At 70.1% G+C, this 21,831-nt stretch carries 18 protein-coding genes; 10 read left to right on the top strand and 8 right to left on the bottom strand.

What is annotated here, in order from left to right; genetic code table 11:
* Positions 1 to 114 precede the first annotated feature (114 nt).
* The 3 genes from RG19_RS00980 to RG19_RS00970 all read left to right on the top strand — a co-directional run bounded on the left by RG19_RS00980 (position 115) and on the right by RG19_RS00970 (position 3,956).
* Positions 115 to 2,379, top strand: a complete 2,265-nt coding sequence (locus RG19_RS00980; RefSeq protein ID WP_162267038.1) for a pre-peptidase C-terminal domain-containing protein — start codon at positions 115 to 117, stop codon at positions 2,377 to 2,379.
* A gap of 115 nt (positions 2,380 to 2,494) precedes the next feature.
* Positions 2,495 to 3,574 (top strand): endonuclease/exonuclease/phosphatase family protein, encoded by a 1,080-nt coding sequence (locus RG19_RS00975; protein WP_202905303.1) that lies wholly within the window; start codon positions 2,495 to 2,497, stop codon positions 3,572 to 3,574.
* Positions 3,575 to 3,587: 13 nt separating this feature from the next.
* On the top strand, positions 3,588 to 3,956 hold the full coding sequence (locus tag RG19_RS00970) for an EF-hand domain-containing protein (RefSeq protein ID WP_058833630.1): 369 nt from the start codon (positions 3,588 to 3,590) through the stop codon (positions 3,954 to 3,956).
* Positions 3,957 to 4,026: 70 nt separating this feature from the next.
* Here the strand turns inward: RG19_RS00970 and RG19_RS00965 are convergent, their stop codons facing one another.
* Entirely contained in the window at positions 4,027 to 4,572 is a 546-nt protein-coding gene (locus RG19_RS00965; RefSeq protein WP_058833629.1) for a DUF2242 domain-containing protein, read from the bottom strand.
* Between the two features lie 188 nt (positions 4,573 to 4,760).
* On the opposite strand from RG19_RS00965, the gene RG19_RS00960 reads away from it, so the two are divergent.
* Positions 4,761 to 5,546 carry a hypothetical protein gene (locus RG19_RS00960; protein ID WP_058833628.1) on the top strand — a complete coding sequence of 262 codons (786 nt, stop codon included), beginning with the start codon at positions 4,761 to 4,763 and terminating at the stop codon, positions 5,544 to 5,546.
* A gap of 25 nt (positions 5,547 to 5,571) precedes the next feature.
* Here RG19_RS00960 and RG19_RS00955 read toward each other — a convergent pair whose 3' ends face one another.
* Complete coding sequence (locus tag RG19_RS00955) at positions 5,572 to 6,783, bottom strand: MFS transporter (RefSeq protein WP_058833627.1); 1,212 nt, start codon at positions 6,781 to 6,783, stop codon at positions 5,572 to 5,574.
* Between the two features lie 181 nt (positions 6,784 to 6,964).
* Entirely contained in the window at positions 6,965 to 8,845 is a 1,881-nt protein-coding gene (locus RG19_RS00950) for a PAS domain-containing hybrid sensor histidine kinase/response regulator (protein ID WP_058833626.1), read from the bottom strand.
* 203 nt (positions 8,846 to 9,048) lie between these two features.
* On the opposite strand from RG19_RS00950, the gene RG19_RS00945 reads away from it, so the two are divergent.
* Positions 9,049 to 9,930 carry a transglutaminase-like domain-containing protein gene (locus RG19_RS00945; protein WP_082672398.1) on the top strand — a complete coding sequence of 294 codons (882 nt, stop codon included), beginning with the start codon at positions 9,049 to 9,051 and terminating at the stop codon, positions 9,928 to 9,930.
* A gap of 133 nt (positions 9,931 to 10,063) precedes the next feature.
* Here RG19_RS00945 and RG19_RS00940 read toward each other — a convergent pair whose 3' ends face one another.
* Positions 10,064 to 10,903 (bottom strand): glucose 1-dehydrogenase, encoded by an 840-nt coding sequence (locus RG19_RS00940; RefSeq protein ID WP_058833625.1) that lies wholly within the window; start codon positions 10,901 to 10,903, stop codon positions 10,064 to 10,066.
* A 303-nt stretch (positions 10,904 to 11,206) separates the two neighbouring features.
* Between RG19_RS00940 and RG19_RS00935 the strand changes: the two genes are divergently transcribed.
* The 3 genes from RG19_RS00935 to treA all read left to right on the top strand — a co-directional run bounded on the left by RG19_RS00935 (position 11,207) and on the right by treA (position 14,878).
* Positions 11,207 to 11,905 carry an alpha/beta hydrolase family protein gene (locus tag RG19_RS00935; protein ID WP_058833624.1) on the top strand — a complete coding sequence of 233 codons (699 nt, stop codon included), beginning with the start codon at positions 11,207 to 11,209 and terminating at the stop codon, positions 11,903 to 11,905.
* Between the two features lie 97 nt (positions 11,906 to 12,002).
* Positions 12,003 to 12,617 (top strand): flavodoxin family protein, encoded by a 615-nt coding sequence (locus RG19_RS00930; protein WP_058833623.1) that lies wholly within the window; start codon positions 12,003 to 12,005, stop codon positions 12,615 to 12,617.
* Between the two features lie 581 nt (positions 12,618 to 13,198).
* Positions 13,199 to 14,878 (top strand): alpha,alpha-trehalase TreA, encoded by a 1,680-nt coding sequence (gene treA, locus RG19_RS00925; RefSeq protein ID WP_058833622.1) that lies wholly within the window; start codon positions 13,199 to 13,201, stop codon positions 14,876 to 14,878.
* A gap of 95 nt (positions 14,879 to 14,973) precedes the next feature.
* Here treA and RG19_RS00920 read toward each other — a convergent pair whose 3' ends face one another.
* Positions 14,974 to 16,068 carry a catalase family protein gene (locus tag RG19_RS00920; protein ID WP_058836330.1) on the bottom strand — a complete coding sequence of 365 codons (1,095 nt, stop codon included), beginning with the start codon at positions 16,066 to 16,068 and terminating at the stop codon, positions 14,974 to 14,976.
* Positions 16,069 to 16,224: 156 nt separating this feature from the next.
* Positions 16,225 to 17,046, bottom strand: coding sequence for an alpha/beta fold hydrolase (locus RG19_RS00915; RefSeq protein ID WP_058833621.1), 822 nt, complete (start codon positions 17,044 to 17,046; stop codon positions 16,225 to 16,227).
* Between the two features lie 292 nt (positions 17,047 to 17,338).
* Between RG19_RS00915 and RG19_RS00910 the strand changes: the two genes are divergently transcribed.
* Positions 17,339 to 18,403: a zinc-binding metallopeptidase family protein gene (locus RG19_RS00910; protein WP_058833620.1), complete on the top strand. Its 1,065-nt coding sequence runs from the start codon at positions 17,339 to 17,341 to the stop codon at positions 18,401 to 18,403.
* A gap of 255 nt (positions 18,404 to 18,658) precedes the next feature.
* On the opposite strand, the gene RG19_RS00905 is transcribed toward RG19_RS00910, so the two are convergent.
* Positions 18,659 to 19,504: an outer membrane protein gene (locus tag RG19_RS00905; protein ID WP_058833619.1), complete on the bottom strand. Its 846-nt coding sequence runs from the start codon at positions 19,502 to 19,504 to the stop codon at positions 18,659 to 18,661.
* 300 nt (positions 19,505 to 19,804) lie between these two features.
* Here RG19_RS00905 and RG19_RS00900 point away from each other — a divergent pair, with 300 nt between their 5' ends.
* Entirely contained in the window at positions 19,805 to 20,647 is an 843-nt protein-coding gene (locus RG19_RS00900) for a class I SAM-dependent methyltransferase (RefSeq protein WP_058833618.1), read from the top strand.
* A gap of 7 nt (positions 20,648 to 20,654) precedes the next feature.
* On the opposite strand, the gene RG19_RS00895 is transcribed toward RG19_RS00900, so the two are convergent.
* A complete protein-coding gene (locus tag RG19_RS00895) occupies positions 20,655 to 21,752 on the bottom strand; it encodes a serine hydrolase domain-containing protein (RefSeq protein WP_058833617.1) in 1,098 nt (365 codons plus the stop codon).
* Positions 21,753 to 21,831: the final 79 nt, after the last annotated feature.

Below are 21,831 nucleotides of genomic sequence, written 5' to 3'. Positions count from 1 at the left end.
CGACGACGCGATGTCATGTGATTGGAATGGCGTTGGAGCGTGTCCGGCACCGCCGCCGTGGAACCCTCGGGCGACGACGCGGCAAGCCCGCCGCACGCCCCCGAGGAGCCCCCCTTGCATCCGACGTTTTCCAAGGCCCTGTTGCCGCTCGCCCTGCTGACCGTCCTGGCCACCGTTCCCGTCGCGGCCACCGCCGCCCAGGACTCCCCCCTGGTCCTCGAGCAGGTTCGCGGCGGCGAGATCGAGGCCGAGGCCGTCTTCGACGGCCGCTATCTCTATCTGCCCTCCGGCCGCACGGTGTCGGCGTGGGATTACGCCGATCCCGACGCCCCGCGCCAGCTCGCCACCGCCGCCCCCGCCGGCGGCACCCTGGCCGGGCTCGCGCAGGTCGGCGATTACCTCTACGGCGCCTGGCGCAGCTACACCGGCCAGGCGGGCGTGGCGGTCTGGTCGCTCCAGGACCCGGAAGCGCCGGCGCTGGTCGCCGACGATCCCTATGCCGATGCCGAGTTCCTGTTCGCCAACGGGCTCGTCGAAGCCAACGGCCTGCTGTATCTGTTCGACGACGGCGAAGGCGTGCTGATCGGCGATCTGGCCGACCCCGAGGCCCCGCGCTTCACCGCCACGGGGCTGCCGACCAGCAACCAGTACCGCAGCATCGTGGCGCAGGGCGACCGGATCACCACGGTCGGACGCGGTTTCGATTTCCGCACCGAACTGCGGATCTACGATGTGTCGGCGCCGACCGCACCGTTCGAGGTCGCCAGCTACGCGCTCAACGGCACCGACAACTTCACCATGATTCCCGACGGCGACCGCGTCATCGGCGTAGGCAACCGGCTGACCGTCTACGACGTCGCCGACCCGACCCAGTTGCTGCCGCTGGGCGATACCGCCATCCCGCCCGCGACCAACGGCGCCCGTGCCGGGGCAAACCACGTCTACACCTTCGGTTACCGGGAGGGCATGGACATCTGGTCGATCGCCGATCCGGCGGCACCGGCCTCGGTGGGACATCTGGACCTGCGCATGCTGGGCGCGATGGGCCATGTCGGCCTGGGTCGGCACGGCCTGCTGATTCCCACGTCGCTCGACCGCTTGCAGTTCGTGGACACCTCGCAGCCGGAGGCGCCCCGTCCGGGCACGGCGCCGTGGCTGCCCGGCGTGCGGCCCGCCGATGTGGCCGAACACGACGGCCGTCTGGTGGTGCTGCAGGCCGACTACGGCCTCACCCTCAACGATCCCGACACCCTGGCCCCGATCGCGCGGTTCGAAGCGGAACTGCCGGAGAGCCTGGAAGCGCGCGCGTTCGAACAGATGCACGTCGATGGCGACACGGCCTGGCTGGCCTCGTGGGGCTATGGGCTGATCGCCGTCGATCTTGCCGGCGAGACGCCGCGCGAAATCGGCCGGCTCGAATTCCCGTTCGCCAGCGTCGTCACGATCGAAGGCACTCTGGCCTACGTCGCCAAGAACACCAACGGCCCGCTGTTCGCCGTGGTGGACATCGCCGACGCGGCCAATCCGCAGGTCGTCTGGCAGGCCGCGCTCGGCGGGCGCCCCTATCGGCTCGCCGTGCACGACGGCCACGCCTATCTGGCCGGCACGCCGGCCGGTGGCGAGGCCTCCGGGCTCCAGGTCTGGAGCCTGGCCGAGCCGGCCGCGCCCGCGCCGTTGGCGTTCCTGGGCGAGGACTGCGCGAATGCCGTCGACCTGAGCATCGACCACGACGTGGACCTGCTCTATCTGGCCTGCAGCAACGGCCTGCAGGTGATCGACATCGCCGATCCCGCAGCGCCCGGCCTGGTCGGACGTCACGACCTGGCGCGATTCAACAACGACGTCGCGGTGGTCCAGCACCTGGACCACGCCTGGTACGGCCACGACGACGGCGTCCAGCAATTCGACGTCAGCGATCCGACCGCGCCGCGGCCCGTCGGAGCACCGGCCTCGCTCGGTGGCGACCCGGTCCGTCGGCTGACCCGGCTCGACGACGGCCGCCTGGCCGCGATCGGCGCACGCTCCGGCCTGCATCTGTTCGCCGTGGACGACGATGGCGGCGGCACGCCCACGCGGCCGCTGGCCAACCGTGTCCCGGTCGACGGCCTGGACGGCGCCGCCGGCAGCGAGCGCCTGTTCACCATCGACGTGGCCCAGGACACCCCCAGCCTGTCGGTACTGACCTACGGCGGTCGCGGCGACGTGCGCCTGCAGCTCCGCCACGGCGCGCCGCCGACCGACGACAGCCACGACGCGGCCTCGGACCGCCCCGGCAACAACGAGACGATCCGCATCACTGAACCGCGGACCGGCACCTGGTACGTCCGCGTGCAGGGCAAGGTGGACTACACCGGGCTGAGCATCCTGGCCCGCTGGTGACCCCGCGCGGCCGCCGACGCCTCTTCCCGGCGTCGGCGGCCGGCGCGTCGCCCCACTGAGCGGACGTTGACACGGCGCCTCCTAGAATCCGGGCCCCGCTCCCGGATGCATGCACTTGGTCACCGGCCTCTTCGCCGCACTCACCCTCGCGCTCGTCGCCGCCACCCTGTTGCCCCTGTCGCGCAGCGGCGCCTGGTGGATCCGCATCTTCGATTTCCCGCGCCTGCAGTTGCTGCTGCTGTCGGCGGGCGTGCTGCTGGCCCAGTGCTTCCTGCATCCGATGCACGACGTCACCGACGTCTCGGTGATTTCCGCCAATGCCGCCTGCATGCTGTACCAGGCGTGGTGGATCCTGCCCTACACCCGCCTGCATCCGACCGAGGTCGCCGCCAGCGCGCACGCCGATGCGCCACGGCTGCGGATCATGGCGGTCAACGTGTTGATGACCAACCGCGATGCGCAGCCGCTGCTCGACCTGGTGCGGCGCATCCGCCCGGACGTGCTGATCGCGGTGGAGACCGACGCCTGGTGGGAAGCGCGCCTCGACACCCTCGGCGATCTGTTTCCCCATGCGTTGCGGCAACCGCTGGACAATCTCTACGGCATGCACCTGTATGCGCGCACTCCGCTGCACGACGCCGAGGTGAAGCATCTGGTCGAGGACGACATTCCCTCGATGCACGTGCGCCTGCGACTCGACGGCGCACATGACGTCGCCCTGCACTGCCTGCATCCGCGCCCGCCCAGCCCGACCGAATCCGACGGCTCGCACGAACGCGATGCCGAACTCGTCGTGGTCGGCCGCGCCGCGGCCGCCAGCCGGCTGCCCACCATCGTCGCCGGCGACCTCAACGACGTCGCCTGGTCGCGCACGACCCGGCTGTTCCGCAAGATCAGCGGTCTGCTCGACCCGCGCATCGGCCGCGGCATGTACAACACCTTCCATGCGAAATGGCCCGGGCTGCGCTGGCCGCTCGACCACCTGTTCCACAGCCGCCACTTCACCCTCGTCGCCGTGAAGCGTCTGCCCGACATCGGCTCCGACCATTTCCCGATCCTGGTGGAGTTGGCGCTCGAGCCCGGCGAGAATGACGCCGAGGCGGGACTCGATGCCGACCCCGACGACCGCGCCGATGCGCGGCGTGCGGCGGGCGCCGCACCGGACGCCGCTGTCCACGACATCCGACGCCACTGACAGGAGAACCGCCATGCGTCACCACATGCTCGCCCTCGCCGCCTGCCTGCTGCCCGTCTGCGCCCTCGCGCAGGTCGAGACGCAGGGCATCGCCCAGACCGGCAGCGGCCCCCAGCGCGCGACCTCGCAGGCCGCGCAGACCGGCGTCGTCACCTTCGACGGGCCCGAGCAGCAGCAGATCATCATCCGCTCGCACGAGCCGAACCCGGCCGCCTCCGACCAGTACCGGATCAGTTTCGAAGCGCTCGATACCGATGGCGACGGCTACATCAGCCGCCGCGAAGCCGCCGCGCACCCGACGCTGGCGGCGGAGTTCTCGGGCGTGGACACCGACGGCGACGGCCGCCTGAGCCGCGAGGAACTGCGGAGCTGGATCCGCTGAGGCCTGGCCCGCGCGCGGTGCGTCGCGTCGCGCGCAGCGGCCGCCGGCCGACCAGACCGGCCGGCGGCGGTCAGTCGTCGCCGTCGCGATCGACCACGTGCGCCGGCAGGTAATGGCCTACCCGTTCGAAGAACCGCCCGTAGAACTCCGCATCCTGGACGGTGCTGCTGGCCACGCGCACCAGCGAATCCTCGCTGCTGCCGATCGGCAGCGACAGCGAGCCCAGCGCGCTGACGCCCAGGCTGGCGGAGTTGGCGCTGCGCCGCAGCGCATACCGGTCCTGCAGCGCGCTGACGAACATCAGCGTGCCGCCATCCTGGGGCACGCACGACACGCGCAACGCCAGCTGCAGATGCGCATCGGCCTCCGGCTGGAAATTCTTGCTCGCCTCCACCGTGCCCGCATCCGCGCGAGCGACGACGTAGCCCTGCCCGAGCAGCGCGCGCCGCGCCGACTCGCAGGCGACATCCGGCGTGGTCTCGAACGCGCGCGAGTACATCTCGTCGAACGCGAAGGTCTCGCCCAACAGCGCCGGACGGGTCTGCTCGGCCTTGCCCCCGCAGGCGGCGAGGACACCGGCGACGACGAAGAGACAACACAGGGCGGGCAGGCGCATGCGTGGGGCGATCGTGGCTGAACGGCTCGATAGCTTAGGCGGTGGAGACGTCCCGGCCCCATCCCGCACATGAACGGCGCCGGCTGAACCGTTCCTCGATACGCGCACTCCGCCAGGCGACGGTGCACACCCCCTGCACGGCGGGGTGGCCGACAGTGCAGGTCACGTCCAACTCGAGGATCGCACGCATGAGCGACAAATCCGCGCCCGAACAGCCCGACGCGCATCGGGATCCGATCTCGGGGAAAGCCGGCGCGCACCCGGTCGGCGTCGCCACCGGCGGCACCCTCGGGGCGGTCGCGGGCGCCGCCGTCGGCAGCCTGTTCGGTCCGATCGGCACGCTGATCGGTGGCGCCATCGGCACACTCGGCGGTGCCGCTGGCGGCAAGGCCGTCGCCGAACGCGTCGATCCCACGACCGAAGTCGAGTACTGGCGCGCGAGCGCGCCGGATCGCGACTACTACCCCCGCGATGCCGACTTCGACCGCGACTACGCGCCCGCCTATCGCTACGGCACCGAAGCGCGCAACACGGCGCAGGCGACGTGTGACTTCGACGCACTGGAGCCCGAGTTGCGCGACCGCTGGGAAGAGGCGCGCGGTGCATCGCTGTTGTCGTGGAACCACGCCCGCCCCGCCGTCGCGGACGCCTACGCCCGGGCCGACCGCACGTTCCGGACCTATGCCGAGACCGACGCGTACTACGCCGAGCGCTACACGGAGAACGAGGCCTACAGCGACGACCACACCTACGACGACTATCGCGCGGCGTACCGCTACGGCACGCGGGCACGCGCGACGGCGGCATCGGATGCGCGCTGGGACGACGCGACGGAAGCCCGGCTGGCCGACGCCTGGGCCCGGCAGCGCGGCAACTCCCGGCTGGACTGGCCGCAGGCCCGGCATGCGGTCCGCGATGCCTGGCACCGGGTCGAGCGTGCACTGCCCGGCGGTGGCGACCCGACGGCGACGTGACCGGCGTGCCGCTGCCGCGTGCAGGTCAGCAGGCGCAGTCGGCCTCGCGCAGGCGGGCGTCGCGGCGCGCCAGGCCGTACAGCAGCAAGCCCGCCGCGGCCATCGCCGCGCCGACATACCCTGTCGAGGTCCAGCCATAGCCGGCCGTGATCGCCATGCCGGCCAGCCAGGGACCCAGCGCATTGGCCAGATTGAACGCGGAATGGTTCGAGGCGGCGGCCAGTGTCTGCGCGCCGGCCGCCACGTCGACCAGATGCGCCTGCAGGATCGTCGCCAGCGCCCCCATCGAGCCGACCGCGATCACCCCCAGCAGCACCGACCACGGCGTCTGCGCGGCGAGCGGGAAAGCCAGCAGCACCCCGATCGACCACACCAGCACCATGCCTGCGGCGCGGAACCCGAACCGGTCCGACAGCCAACCGCCGCCCAGGTTGCCGAGGATCGCGCCGATGCCGAACGCCACCAGCCCCAGCGGTACGTAACGCGGCGCGATGCCGGTGACCTCGATCATCGTCGGCGCCAGATAGCTGAAGACACTGAACATGCCGGCGAAACCGATCGCGCCGATGGCCAGCGCCAGCCACACCGGCGCACGGTTGAAATCGCGCAGCTCGCGGAGCGGGTTCTGCCGCGGCTCGGCGGGATCGGGCGGCAGCAAGCGGGCCACGAGCCCCATCGTCAGCAACGCCATCGCGGCCACCAGGCCGAAGGCCCAGCGCCAGTCGAGGACCTGGGCCAGCCACGAGGCGAGGGGATTGCCGACCAGCAGCGCCACGGAGAGGCCGAGCATCACCCGCGCCATGGCGGTCCCGCGTCGTCCCGGCGGGCTGATCGATGCCGCGACCAGCGCGGCAACCCCGAAGTAGGCGCCGTGCGGCAGTCCGGCGACGAACCGCAGCGCGGTCAGCGACAGATAACCCGGCGCCAGCGCGCTGGCGAGATTTCCCAGGGCGTAGAACGCCATCGTCGCCAGCAGCAGGTGCCGCCGCGACAGCCGGGCCCCCAGGATCGCCAGCAGCGGTGCGCCCACCACCACGCCGAGTGCGTAGGCGCTGATGGAATGCCCCAGTTGCGGCTCGGTGATCCCGAGGTCGGCCACCATGTCCGGCATCATTCCCATGGGGGCGAATTCGCTGGTGCCGATGGCGAACCCGCCCATCGCCAGCGCGAACAGGATCCAGCCCTGCTGGCGCGGGGTGAGCTCCGGGGGAAGGGGATTCGACGCGGGGGCGGCCATCTCGGCATTCGCAGCACGGGCGGTCTATTGTGCGCCGCAACATCTTCGTTGCCCACCGGTTCGCAACGAATGTCGAAACCGCGTTCAGGAACATGCCAGACCCCGTGCGTCCGATCGGCGTCGTCGGACCCCGGCATGTCTTCCGCTCCGGGCGGCGCCGGATCGCCCGGTCCGGCGCGCCCTAGGCCTCCACGCCCGACGCTCGGTCCGCCAGCACGCGCGCGCGCACCTCGGCCAGCATCGCGCGCAGGACGGGAATGTCCGGAGGTTTGGTCATGTGGTGGTCGAATCCTGCGGCCTCGGTGTCCAGGCGGTCGCGCGCCTGCCCCCAGCCGGTGATCGCGATCAGGCACATCCGCGACAGACTGGGGATGTCGCGCAGCCGGCGCGCGAGTTCCAGCCCGCTCAGCTCGGGCATGCCCAGGTCGAGCAGGGCCACGTGCGGCATCCGCATCTGCGCCATGCGCAACGCCGCCCGGCCGTCGTGCACCACGATGGCGTCCGCGCCGAATGCCCCCAACCACTCGCCCAGGCTCTCGGCGGCATCGCGGTTGTCGTCCGCCACCAGCACGCGCAGACCGGCGAAGGCCCGGTCGGGCGACGGCTCGGCCGGGATCGCGTCCGACGGGGCGACATCCCCGCTCACCGGCAGGCGGACCTGGAAGGCCGCGCCCTGTCCGAGTCCTTCGCTCAGCGCGCAGACGTCGCCGCCGTGCATCGTCACCAGACTGCGCACCAGCGCCAGCCCGATGCCGAGTCCGCCGGACGAACGCTGGTCGGTGTCGACCTGGGTGAACAGGTCGAAGATGGTGTGCAGGTGCTCCTGCGCGATCCCCACGCCGCGGTCGCGCACGACGACGACGGCGTGCTCCGCGTCCTGGCGCGCCTCGAGGTCGATGGTGCTGCCGACGCCCCCGTACCGGGACGCGTTGTTGAGCAGGTTCACGAAGACCTGCCCCAGGCGGACCGGGTCGGCCCGCAACATCACCGCGTCCACGTCCGCATCGATCCGCAAGGTCTGTCCGAGCTGGTCCAGCGCGGGCTGCACGCTCTCGGCGGCGTTGCGCAATACGGCCGAAAGCGGAATCTCCACCGGCCGGAGCTCGATCCGGCCGCGCGTGATCCGCGAGACCTCCATCAGGTCGTCGACCAGATGGGTCAGCTGGTCGACCTGGCGCATCAGGATGTCCAGCATGCGTGTCGTGGTACCGGCGCCCTGGTCGAGCTTGAGCACGTACAGCGACGTGCGGATGGGTGCGAGCGGGTTGCGCAGTTCGTGCGCCAGCGTCGCCAGGAATTCGTCCTTGCGCCGGTCCGCATCGCGCAACGCCTGCTCCTGGCGCCGACGCCGGGTGATGTCCGAGAACAACAACGCCACCTGGTGGTCGGCCGGCGCGCCGATGCGGAACGCATACACCTCGAACCAGCGTCCCATGACCGCCGACTGCTCGACGAACCGATGCGCCTCGCCGGTCAACGCCACCCGACCGTAGATCTCGAACCAGTGCGGCTCGAGGTCGGGCAGCAGTTCGCGCGCGGTACGTCCCACCGGATCGACCAGGCCGGTCTGCCGCGAGAACGTCGGGTTCACCTCCAGGAACCGGTAGTCGACGGGACGCTGCGCGTCGTCGAACAGCATCCGGAAGATGCAGAACCCCTCGTCGATGGAGTCGAACAGCGCGCGATACTTCGCTTCCGAGCGGTATCGGTCGTCGATGTCGACGACCGAGCCCGCGAACCCCAGGAACGTGCCGTCCGCACCGAAACGTGGATTGCCGGCATCCAGGGTCCAGCGGTACTGGCCGTCGACGCGCCGCAGCCGGTACTCCATCGAGAACGGTCGGCGGTCCTGGTGCGCGCGGGCGAAGCGCACGCGTGCCTCGGGCAGGTCGTCGGGATGGACCGCATCGAACCAGCCGTGCGCCATCGCCTGGGCCTCGGTCTGGCCGGTCGTCAGGGACCAGCCCCGGGACAGGAAGTTGCAGCGGCCGTCGGCTTCGGTCGTCCAGAGGATGGCCGGGACGGCATCGGCGAGATCGCGGAACGGATCGGGGTCGGTCATCGTCGTGCGGGCGATCGGGGCGTGCCCGTAGGCGCCCGACTCTATACGGAATGCGGGTCTGGCGCGTGTATGACGCGCGAAGTGGGGCGGCGCCGGCGGGGCGCCGGCGCACGCCACACCGGTAGGCGCGCCGAACCCGGCACGCACATGGGCTGCACACGTCCACACGCACACTGCATCCCCGAGTACAGGATGTCCGCGTCATGCACGTTCAGGCAGGTTGCGAGTTCACGGTCGAGACCGATGCGCCCTGCCCGGTGGTGGCGCTGCTGCAACCGCGCACCGGCGTGGCCCGGTGGCGCATCGACGGACACGACGGTTTCGGCGCAGTGCACGACGCCAGCGAGTACACGGACAGCTTCGGCAACCGCTGCCGTCGCTTCACCCTGCCCCGGGGCCAGACCCGGATCCGCATCGATGCGGCCGCCGCGACGCCCGCCGAGCTGGCGGTGGACCCGGACGCAGGCGCGAACGATCCCTCGCAGCTTCCGGCCGAAACCCTGCAGTTCCTGTTGCCGAGCCGCTATTGCCCGTCCGACCGTGCGCAGGCGCTGAGCCGGGCACTGGAAATCGTCGGCGACGCGGCTCCGGGGTACGGCCAGGCCGAAGCGATCCGCGCCTGGATCCAGGGCAACCTCGCCTACCGCTACGGCGTCAGCGACGCCGGGACCGATGCCTTCGCCACGCTGGAACAACGCGCCGGTGTGTGCAGGGATTTCGCGCATGTGGGCATCACCTTGTGCCGAGCGCTGGACATCCCCGCGCGGATGGTGGTCGGCTGGCTGCACGGGCTCGACCCGATGGATCTGCACGCTTGGTTCGAGGCCTACGTCGGCGATGCCTGGTACACCTTCGACGCCACCCAGACACAGGTCCGCGGCGGACGCATCGTCATCGCGCACGGCCGCGACGCCGCGGACGTCGCCTTCCTGACCTACTACCGGCCGCTGCGTACGCACGGCATGCGCGTGTGGGCCGACCTGTCGCGCGAAGGCGCTACGCACCGACCGGTGGTCGCCGCCGGGCGGACCGGTGTGCGGCAGCCGTTGGCTCGACGCCGCGGTCTGCGACACGGCGCCGCCTGAACGGCCGGATCCTGCCAAGTGGGTGGCCGTCCGGGCGTCTCCGAGAAACGGACACACGCGACATCGGCCCGATGCCGGCGGCCGACCACCGCCGTCCCACCGGCGGCCGCCGGACGGACATCGAGGTGCCGGCTCAGAGGATCGGCATGCCGCCGGTCACCGCGTGCCGCCCGCCGGTCATGTAGCTGGCTTCGTCGGATGCCAGCAGCACGAAGATCGGCGCGACTTCCGCCGGCTGACCCGCGCGCTTGAGCGGTGTCTGATCGCCGAACGAGGCCACGGCATCGGGCGGCAGCGTGGCCGGAATGAGCGGCGTCCAGATCGGCCCCGGCGCCACCGAGTTCACCCGGATGCCCCGTTCCGCCAGCATCTGCGCGAGACCCGCGGTGAAATTGGCGATCGCGCCTTTCGTCGCGGCGTAGGGCAACAACGTGGGATTGGGCTTGTCCGAATTGATCGAGGTGGTGTTGATGATCGACGCGCCGGCCTGCATGTGCGGCACGGCGGCCTTGCACAGATGGAACATCGCGGTGACGTTGACCTGGAAGGTGTAGTCCCATTCCTCGTCGGGAATCTCGTCGAGCGAGGCGCGCGACATCTGGTAGGCCGCATTGTTGACCAGCACATCGAGCCGGCCGAACGCGTCGACCGCCTGTTGCACGAGCGCGCGGCAGTGCGCGGGATCGGACAGGTCGCCGCGGACGAGCACGCAGCGCCGTCCGGCCTTCTCGACCCAACGCCGGGTGGTCTCGGCATCCTCGTCCTCGCTGAGATAGCTCACCAGCACGTCGGCGCCTTCGCGCGCGTAGGCGATCGCCACGGCGCGCCCGATGCCGCTGTCGCCGCCGGTGATGAGAGCGGCCTTGCCTTCGAGCCGGCCGCTGCCGCGGTAGCGGGTCTCGCCGTGATCGGCGGGCGGGTCGAGCGCTTTCTCGACGCCCGGGACGTCCTGCTGCTGTGGGGGCTGGTTCATGTCGCCTCCAGGGATGGGGAGGCACTCCACCCTAGGCGCGCCACCGTCCAGACATCGTGATCCGGCCGCGTGGCCGGATGCATGCGAATGCGCACCCGGTCACGGATGGCCATCCGGCCAATAGGCACAGCCCGCTGCATCGGTTGGCATCGAGGCACTGGTCTCCCCCACCCTGCGGCCAGCCCACGCCGGCATCTTTGCCGGTCGTCCGCCATGCCCGGTTCCGCGAAGGCGATTCCACGAAGGCGGCCCGAGGCCGCGCGCACCGCGTCATCCGCACCGGGCCACCAGGGAGAAACCACGATGTCTTCGATGCTCATCCGCCTCGCCGCCTGCGCGGCGCTCATGCTCGCGTTCGTCCCGGCCGCCTGGGCCACGTGTCGCGATGCCGTCGTCCTCGTCCATGGCAACGCCGGCCATCCCGGCCAGTTCGACAACACCTACGTCGAACTGCGCGCACGCGGCTGGCGCGACGACGAGATCCTGCGGCCCGACTGGGGCAGCAAGACCTGCGCAGCCTGCAACGATCACAGCGGCAGCGAAGAGATTCCGGTCCGCGAGGCGCTGGTCGAGGCCATCGCCCGGTCGTGCACCGGACGCATCGACGTGATCGCCCACTCGATGGGCGTCACCCTGGCCGCGAAGCAGATCGTCGATTACGGCCTGGCGAACGCGATCGACACGTTCGTAGGCATCGCCGGCGCACCGCGCGGCCTGCGCAGCTGCGGCCTCTATCCGATGCACGTGGCGACCAGCACCTGCGGCGCACAGGGGCTGTCCATCGGCAGCCCGCTGCTGAACCACCTCTGGGGGCGTCCGCTGGGCCTGCGCGTGGTGTCGATCAAATCCTGGATCGACCAGATCGTCTGCTTCGGCGGGATCTGCACCGTCAACGGCGTGCATGCCTCGCAGATCCCCGGCGAAAACGCGAGCCATACCCATGCACTCGGCCATTTCGGCCTGCTCACCGACACCGCCATCCAGCAGGCCGACCTCCTGTAGTGACCGGCGATGCGTCGCGGATCACGCCCGGTCCGCGACACACGCGCCCTGTACGCCGGTGGGCACAGGCTGGGCATTCCCCGATCGGAGTGGCCCCATGTCCCTGCGCGCCTATGGCCTCAACTGCACCCTCAAGTCCGGCGATGCGCCGTCGTCCAGCCAGAAACTGCTCGACGAGGTTCTGGCGGCGCTCGGCCGGCATGGCGTGGAAAGCCGCCACGACCGCGTGGTCGATTTCGACGTGAAGCCCGGTGTGAGCGCCGACGAAGGCGACGGCGACGCGTGGCCGCGCCTGCGCGAGCGGCTGATGGCCGCCGACATCCTGGTCATCGCCACGCCGATCTGGATGGGGCAGCCGTCGAGCGTGTGCAAGCGCGTGCTCGAGCGCATGGACGCGTTTCTCGGCGAGATCGGCGACGACGGCCGCTACCCCACCTTCGGCAAGGTCGGACTGGTGGCGGTGGTCGGCAACGAAGACGGCGCCCACCACGTCTGCGCCGAGGTCTACCAGGCGCTCGCCGATGTGGGCTTCACCCTGCCGGCGGGCAGCCCGCCCTACTGGGTCGGCGAGGCGATGGGCAGCATCGACTACAACGATCTCGACAACACCCCGGACAAGGTGGCCGAGACCCTGAGGACCATCGCCAGCAATACCGCGCATCTCGCCGGCGTGCTGAAAGCGCAGCCGTATCCGGCGATTTCCAAGGGCTGATAAACGGCCGCTCCGTCCGACGGCGGACGCTGCCGTCGGCAGCGAGGTCGCATCGGCGTCGCGCTTCGCTTCGTCTCGTCTCGATCCGACGGCCCCGTCTTGGCCGGCACCGCACGCTCCACAGCATCCGACTGCGCCTGCGCATCGGTGCCTCACGCAATCGTCCGATCCTGCCTCCCGTCTGCGAAGCGCCACGAAACAACGGCGTATCGACGACTGCGGCCGGCACGATCCGCAAGCCGAGCCCCGTCGGAATCGGCGGCCTTCTCGGCGAAATCAAGGAGGAGGCCGCCGCCGGATGGCGGTGGCCGGGGGACATTCGCGCGAGGAGGCTGCCGGTTCCGGCGGGGCCCGTCAGGTCGCGACGTGGCGTAAGCGAAGCGAGGCTTCCCATGTCCCGTCGAAACCCGAAGTCCCTCGCCCGGAGGCAGAACCGACCCGGTCCACGCTGCACTGGGTCATGCTGCACTGGATCACGCTGTACTGGATCACCCTGCGTCGGATTCGGCATCTGCCCCTCGGGGTTCCGCCTGCACATGGGCCCGGGTAAGGTCGGAGCGGTCCTCACGAGGGTCGACCCCATGCGCACCTCCACCCTTCCGCCGCGCCTGGCAGGCGCCTGTCTGGCGTTCGCCCTGGCCACGGGATGCACACCGCATGCCGGCCAGACGCGCGTGTCGCAGGGCGCCACACCGGCCGCGCACACGAGCGTCGCTGCCGCCACGCCGCTGCAGCCGGACATCGACTACCCCGAATTGTTCGAGTCGGTGCAGTCGCGCTGGCTGTTTCCAGACCAGAAACTGTTCGTCGATGCGGCACCGCATGAAGCCCCGCCCCGGGTTCGTGCGGCCTACCTGGCGGCGCACGATGCATCGGGATTCGATCTGGCTGGCTTCGTCGACGCACATTTCGACCTGCCCGGCACCGTCGACGCGGACGACATCGCACCGCAGCCGACACTGCGCGCGCACATCGATGCGCTCTGGCCACACCTGACCCGCACCAGCGCACCGGCCGCGCACGACACCCTGCTCGCGCTGCCGCGTCCCTATGTGGTGCCCGGGGGCCGCTTCCGCGAGATCTACTACTGGGATTCGTACTTCACCATGCGCGGCCTGGCCGAGAGCGGCAGGCACGATCTGGTCGGCGACATGCTGGAGAACTTCGCGCACCTGATCGACACCTGGGGCCATATCCCCAACGGCAACCGCAGTTACTACCTGAGCCGCTCGCAGCCACCCTTCTTCTCGCACATGGTGCGGCTGGCCGCGCAGACGACGCCGGACGCCCTGGTCCGCCACCTGCCGCAACTGCAGCGCGAACACGCCTACTGGATGGACGGCGCGGACGCGTTGCCGCCCGGCCGGGCACATCGTCGCGTGGTCCGCCTGCGCGACGGTCAGGTGCTCAACCGCTACTGGGACGACCGCGACACGGCGCGCCCGGAATCCTTCATGCAGGACCGCGAGACCGCCGCCGAAAGCGACCGCCCGGACGCCGAGATCTACCGCGACCTGCGGGCAGGCGCGGAAAGCGGATGGGACTATTCCAGCCGCTGGTTCGACGATCCGATGCAGCTGCACACCATCCGCACCACCGCGATCGTGCCGGTGGACCTCAACAGCCTGCTGCATCACCTGGAACGCACCATCGCCGACGCCTGCGATGCGGCAGGCGATGTCGCCTGCGCCGAACGTTATCGGCGCTTCGCGGAGCGCCGCGACGCCGCCATCCAGGCGCATCTCTGGCACCCCGACGGCTACTACGCCGACCACGACTGGCAACGTGGCCGCGTCCGCGACGCGCTCACCGCCGCCGCACTGTTTCCGCTCTACGTCGATATCGCACCCGCGGACAGGACACGGTCCACCGCGACCGCGGTCCGGCGCGACCTGCTCCGCCCCGGCGGCTTGGTCACCACGCCGGTGGACAGCGGCCAGCAATGGGACGCGCCCAATGTCTGGGCACCGTTGCAGTGGGTGGCGGTGGACGGCTTGCGGCGGCACGGCGAGCCGGCTCTCGCCCGCGAGATCGCGGCCGGCTTCATCGCCAATGTCGAGGGCATCTATGCGCGCGATCGGAAGCTGGTCGAGAAATACGACGCCGATGGCGCCCTGCAGGGCGGTGGCGGCGGCGAATACCCGTTACAGGACGGGTTCGGCTGGAGCAACGGCGTCGCCCTGGCCCTGCTGGGGTTGTATCCGGATCTCGAACACCGCGCCGGCGCGCGTCCCGATCACCGACCAGCGCCGGTACGCTGACGTGGGCCTGCAACCTCCGTCGTGTCTGCCCCGCCGTGCCTGCCCCGCCACGTTGCGCGCGTGTGCAGACCCGGGCGATCAGAGCGGGCGTCCGCTCAATCGTCGTGTGCGAACGGGCACCCGTCCGTCAGCGGCCGTCCCTGCATCCGCGACCGGAACGCCTGTGAACGCGCGTAGGCCGTCTGCCGCAGGCGCATGATCTCGCCGAGGGGGCGATGCGCCTGGATGCCGTACCAGGGGCTGAAGCCCATGCCGTCGTCGACCGTCCGGCTGCGTGTCTCGCTCCAGGCGATCTGCCTCGGCGCGCGCACGATGGCGACGGTGCGGAACGGGCTTTGGTCCGTGCTCCATTCCGCAGTGGCATCCTCGATCGGCATGTCGTCGAGCGATGTGCACAGCTGCGCGCGCAGCTCCCAGATCGCATCGTGATCGCGGAAATGGGTGACGAGTGCCGTCTGCAGCGCATTGTCGTCCGCCAGTTCGAGGCGACGACCCTCCAACGCCCGCAGTACGGGCGAGGCCGGCACCAGCTGCAGCTTCGCGATGTACGCGCCGAAACGCAGCGGCAGCTGGCTGAAGTACGTCTCGCCGAGCGGGTGCAGCGGCGGTTCACCGCCCATGGCCTTGAGCGCGGTGCTTTCGGTGCTGGCCGCTTCGAGCATGCGTTCGGTTCCACGCAGCACCGCCGAGATCACCTGCTTGGTGCGGGTCATGCGATCGGTGGTCTTGGCCAGGAGCTTGAGGTTGCGCAGGAACGTCGCGCCGTCCGGCGCATTGAACGTGGGGCCGTTGACCATCAGGACATCCTGACCCCGCAAATGCTCGGCACCCTCGAGCCGCTCGCCCGGGACGTCGCAGATCCGCAGCGCGATCCCGCGCGGCGTGGACACGCGATCGGGCAGCAGGTCGCCAGGCGTGGTCGACAACCGCATCAGGGCCCGGTGTCGACCTGGGCGCGCGAACACCCCCTGCGCCAGTTCGGGCGGCAGTTCGGGGATCTCGACCTCGGCGGCGAGCAGCGCGTGACTCTTCGCGTGGACCGCACGCAACCCACGCCCTTCGTCCTCCCAGGTCTGACGCACGATGTCCACCAAGGTCTCGGCGAGCGCGTCGGCCAGGGCCGTCTCGTCGGCGCGGGGTTCGGCGAGCACTGGGTCGTAGCTGACGTAGCGGGGTTCGGATCGGGTCACGGCACCAGTCTCCTGTTCGGATCTCGCGCGGCGCAGCGCATCGGGCGCGACGCGGCAGCCGACATCACCGCATACCGGCGCCACTCCCTCGAGGAAGGTCGCCAGTTGCGGATGCGCACCAGGCACCGGTGCGCATCCGCGATATCGTCCATCGGCTTACTTCGCCAGGAACGCCAGCAGCGCCCGGTTGAACGCCTCCGCATGGCTGACATTGAGGCCGTGCGGCGCGTCCTCGATCACCACCAGTTCACTGCCCGCGATCGCTGCATGGGTCCGCTTGCCGGAGCCCTCGAACGGCACGGTGGCATCGCTGTCGCCATGCAGCACCAGGGTCGGCACGGTCACGCGCTTCAGATCCTCACGGAAATCCGTGGTTGCGAACGCCTTCATGCAGCCCAGCGCCGCGGTCTGGTCCGACTGTTTGCACAACGCGATGGCGTCCTGGCGCTCCTGCTCGCTCACCTTCAGCGTGCCATCGGCACTGAAGAAGTCCCGGGTGAACCCGTCGAAGAACGTGTCGCGGTCCTGCTTCAGGCCGTCCTCCATCTCCTTCGCCGCATCCTCGGTGAGCGGACCGTCGGGGTTGTCGTCGCGCTTCATCAGATAAGGCGGCACCGCCGCTGCGAACACGACGCTGTGCAAACGCGATTCGCCGTGATTAGCGATGTAGCGCGCGACCTCGCCGCCCCCCATCGAGAAACCGACCAGCGTGACGTCGCGCAGATCCAGATCGTCCAGCACGCCGGCGAGATCGGCCGCCAGGGTGTCGTAGTCGTAGCCGCTGTCGGGCTTGTCCGAACGTCCGAAGCCGCGACGATCGTAGGCGACGACGCGATAGCCCGCGTCGCGTAGCGGGCCGACCTGGGCCTTCCACGCCTCGGCCGACAGGGGCCAGCCGTGGATGAGCACCACCGGGCGTCCCGCTCCCCCGGTATCGTCGATGTGCAGGCGGGTGCGGGCAGTAGTGGACGCGGACATGGCGGACTCCGGAGTGTCGAGAGGGGAGCGGACATGCTGGCGAGCCGGGGCGTCGGTCGCCGTGAATGCACGCACCCCATCGCCGCGTCACACAGCTGGCGGTCATCGTCGTGGAGATCCCGTTTCCATGAATGCGGCAGCGCGCCACGGCGCACGTCGCCCCCGGCATCCCGTTCGACGACCGCCGTCGCAAGGCGCCCTTGCGACGGCGTGATCCCACCCGCCACCGGATCTTCACGGCGATCGGTCACGATGCCGGCTGGCGCGCCCCGCGCCAACCGGATGTGCCCTCATGCAACTGTTCAAATGCCAGCATTGCGGGCATGTCGTCTATTTCGAAAATACCGCGTGCATCCGTTGCGGCACGATGCTCGGCTATCTGCCAGACCTGGCGCGGCTGAGCGCGGTCGAACCCGAGGGCGCTGCGTGGATCGCGCGCGCCAACCCGCTGGTGCGTTACCGCTTCTGCCGCAACTGGGAGCAACACGCCTGCAATTGGATGCTGCCTGCCGGCGACGAGAACCCCTATTGCCGGGCCTGCCGCCACAACCGCACCGTGCCCGACCTGTCCAACCCGGATCACCATCGCGCCTGGCAGAAGATCGAAGCCGCGAAGCGCCGGCTGTTCTACACCCTGCTCCGTCTGCGCCTGCCTACCCCCACGCTGGGCAGCGGCGACCCGCAGCCGCTGGTCTTCGACTTCCTCGCCGATCCTCCGAACGGGCCGAAGGTCATGACCGGCCACGACAATGGCCTGATCACCATCGCGCTCGCCGAGGCCGACGACGCCGCACGCGAGTCCGCGCGGGTCTCGATGGGCGAGCTCTACCGCACCCTGCTCGGCCATTTCCGCCACGAGGTCGGCCATTACTACTGGGACCGGCTGGGCCGCGACGGCGGCGCACTGGACAGCTTCAGGGCCCTGTTCGGCGACGAACGCGCCGACTACGCCCAGGCGCTCGATCATCACTATCGGCAAGGCGCGCCCGACGACTGGCAGTCGTCGTACGTCAGCGCCTACGCCACCATGCATCCGTGGGAGGACTGGGCCGAAACCTGGGCCCACTACCTGCACATCGTCGACACCCTGGAGATGGCGGGCGCGTTCGGCATCCGCATCGCACCGGATATCGCCACCGACCCCGCGATGGAGACCGACTTCCTGTTCGATCCGCACCGTGTGACCGACGTGCACCGCCTGATCGACGCCTGGTTGCCGCTCACCTACGCCGTCAACAGCCTCAACCGCGCGATGGGACAGCCCGACCTGTATCCCTTCCTGATCCCACCCCCGGTGGTCGACAAGATGGCCTACATCCACGGCCTGATCCGCCAGGCGGGCGCGTCGGCGGGCTGACACATTCGGACCCACGCATCACGCATCTTCAGAGGTCCACGCGGCGTCAGCCGTGTCGGGAAAAGCGCTCCCCTTCGGGAGACCTGGCCCGCGCCATGGCGCGGTCGCTCGCTGGTTCGTCGGCATCGACGCTGCAATCCCCGCGCGATTTTCCGGGCGACCTGCGAAGGCGGATAGCAGACGGGCCGCGACCGGTAGGGTGCCCGGTCGCGGCCCGCTTGTCTCGCGCTTGTCCCGGTATTACCCGGACTCAGCTCAGAACGCGTACTCGGCGGTCAGGCTGAGCAACGCGGTGGAACGCTTCGGACCGTCGAAGGTGACGCCCGTCGCCGGATCGCGCACATCGCCCGCCTTGGCGCGGAAGTAGTCGTAGTGCACACCGACGCTGAAGTTCTCGGTGGCGTTCCAACCGGTGCCGACGCCGGCATACCAGCTGTTGCGGCCACTGGTGCCACCGCTCTCGAGGCCGAGATCCTCGCCTACGGAGTTGTAGTAGTCGAACTCGTTGTCCGAGGCGCGGAAGAAGCCGCCGCGCGCACCGATGTACCACTCGGGGGTGACGTTGACGCGTGCGTTGGCACCGGCCAACCAGCCGCGCAATGCATTCGTGTCCTGACGCTCGTTCACGGAGTCGTCGTTGAAGGCGTTGCGCACGCGGATGTTGCCGAGATCGGTGTAGCCGGCCTCGACGCCGATGCCCCAGGCGGGTGCGACCTTCCAGCGGTAACCGCCGACCAGGCCGTAACCGGTCCGACGACCGTCGCGGCTCTCGAACAGGTTGAAGTCGCCGGTGCCGAAGCGGCCGGTCGTGCCGCCGTCGGTGCGACCGACGTTGCCGCCTACGAACCAATTGCCCTCACCGCGCTGCAGGTCCGGGCGATAGGTGTCGCCGCTGCTGCGCAGGCTGCTGCTGGCAGTGGTGGTGGCCGTCGGCTGGCTGTACTGGGTCTGCGGTGCCTGCGTGGACTGCATCGACTGCGTCTGCGACTGGGCGACAGGCGCAGGCGGGGCCGGCTGTTGCTGCGGCATCGTCTGCTGTGCGAAGGCGGTCGGGGCGAAAGCGATCGCGGCAATGGCGGCGGGAAGCAGAAGCTTCTTCATATGGGAACTCTCCTCGTTGATTTCTTCTTGGGCACGTCCGTCGAAAGGGCATGCCTGCGTGGCGACGGCGACGAACGCGCTGCCGTGCCGGGGGCCAGTAGAGGCGGTGCCCGCTGAAGCGCAATCAAATGTTCACGCCGTCGCGACAGGAAAAACGTCCGCGGGTTCAAGGCGGATTTACGGGCGTGACCGACGCGTGATCATCCCGCGGGCGCCGTGGCGGGGGATGGCGACGCGACGTTCTGCCGCAGCGCGGTGCCGTGTCGGTTAGGATGCCCCGCCCCGATCGAACGTTGCCCCGTGCCCCACCGCTCCGGTCCCTTGCTGATCCGCACCACCGGCGAAACGCTGCTGGCGGCACGCCGCGCCGGGCAGACGCACTGGCGCGGCTCGCTGGATCTCGGACGCAGCGAAGGCGTGGCGACGCTCGGCGCCGACACCTGGACCTGGAGCGATCGGCCCTACCCCTACCCCGACAAGCTCAAGGACCGCACGATCTACACCGATGACGGCGACGACTGGGTCGCGGTATCACGCTTCTCGGGCGGGTTGATCAAGCTGGTGCCGACCGACTGGGGCGCACCCACCTTCGAGATCGACGGCATCAAGATGTTGCCGACGGCGCGGATCTCGCCGTTCGAGGATGCGCGCCGCAAGGTCGCGCTGGTCGCCCCGCGGGGCCGCGTCGTGCTCGATACCTGTGGCGGCCTGGGATACTTCGCGGCCTGCTGCCTGGAGGCCGGCGCGACGCGCATCATGTCGTTCGAGAAGAATGCCGACGTGCTGTGGCTGCGCACCCTCAATCCCTGGTCGCCCGATCCCGACGCCCCCGAGCACGGCGGGCGCCTGCAGCTCGCCCATGCGGACGTCTCGCAGGCGATCGCCGCCCTCGACGAGGCGTCGGTGGACGCGATCCTGCACGACCCGCCGCGTTTCGGTATCGCCGGCGAGCTGTACGCGCAACGGTTCTACGACCAGTTGGCGCGCGTCCTGCGCCGGGGTGGGCGCCTGTTCCACTACACCGGCGCGCCGAACCGGCTCACCAGCGGACGCGACGTGCCGCGCGAAGTCGCGCAGCGACTCCGGCGCGCGGGCTTTGCGGCGGAACCCGCCCTCGACGGCGTCTTCGCGACCCGGCGCTGACGCCGGCTCAATCCGCCCCGGCTCCAGCGGGCGAATCGCAGCGCGCCAGCGCATGCACCAGCGTTCTCAGACGCGGCATGTCCGTACGGTCGACCACCCCACCCGCGATCGTGCGTCCGCTCGCGGGCGCATGCAGTGCCAGCGTGCCCCAGAAGCCGGAGTGCCCCTCCGCCGGCACACCGTTGTCCCGATAGTCCAGCAGGCCTAGGCGATACGGGCTGTCTGTCGGCAGGCCCTGCGCCGAGCGCATCAGCGCCAATGTTTCGGCCCGTTCGAACACGCGCCCTTCGAACAGCGCGGCGAAGAACACCGCCATGTCCCGCGCACTCGCGACCAGACCGCCACCGCCGAATCGGTCCATGCTCGGATCCCAATCGTGGGTATCGATGCCCTCGTAGACCTGGCGCACGCGTGCGCGTCCCGCGGGGGATTCCTCGCCTTCCCACCACGTCCGCGTCAGGCCGAGCCCCTCGAAATCGAGCTGTGTGCGCACCGCCTCGGCGAGCGGCCGCCCGGTGACCTGTTCGATCAGCGCCCCGAGCAGCACGTAGCCCGTATCGGAGTACGCATAGCGCTCGCCGGGTGCGGCCACCGGATCGGTCCACGCGACCAGCCGGCCCACCACCCGCTCGCGCGACCAGCCCGCGCCGCGATGGGTGCGGATGTCGTCCAGGAATTCCGGCGTCTGCGCGTGATCGGCGAAGCCGGCCGTGTGGCTGAGCAGGTGCCGCACGGTGATGCGCGCCACGTCGTAGCCGTCGTCGGCGAGCAGCGTCCGCCAGTCGTCGCGCAACCAGTCCGACAGCGGCGCGTCCAGATCCAGATCGCCGGCTTCCGACAGCCGCAGCACCGTGGCTGCGACATAGGTCTTGGTGATGCTCGCGGTGCGGAATCCCTCGTCGCCCGACAGGCCGTCGTCGCCCTGCCCGCCGGGCAGCACCCGGGTCTCGGGGGCCGTGCCCGCCGCACGCAGGCTGATCACCAACGGCGCCAGGGTCGGTGTGTCCGCGGCATGCGCCGCGAAGGCCTCACGCGTGCAGCGGTCCGCGGACACCGCCTGCGCGGATGACAACAGCAAGGCCAGCGGCCACCACGCACTTCGCATCGACGCACTCCCACCCGAACCCGAGGTCCGACACCATGCGCGAGCCGGCGGCGTGTTGCACGGGCCTTCGGTCATGGAC

The organism is Luteimonas abyssi, from assembly GCF_001482195.1.
Classification (GTDB): domain Bacteria; phylum Pseudomonadota; class Gammaproteobacteria; order Xanthomonadales; family Xanthomonadaceae; genus Luteimonas; species Luteimonas abyssi.
The sequence above is the reverse complement of the archived record's forward strand: the minus strand, read 5'-3'. Positions and strand labels throughout refer to the sequence as shown.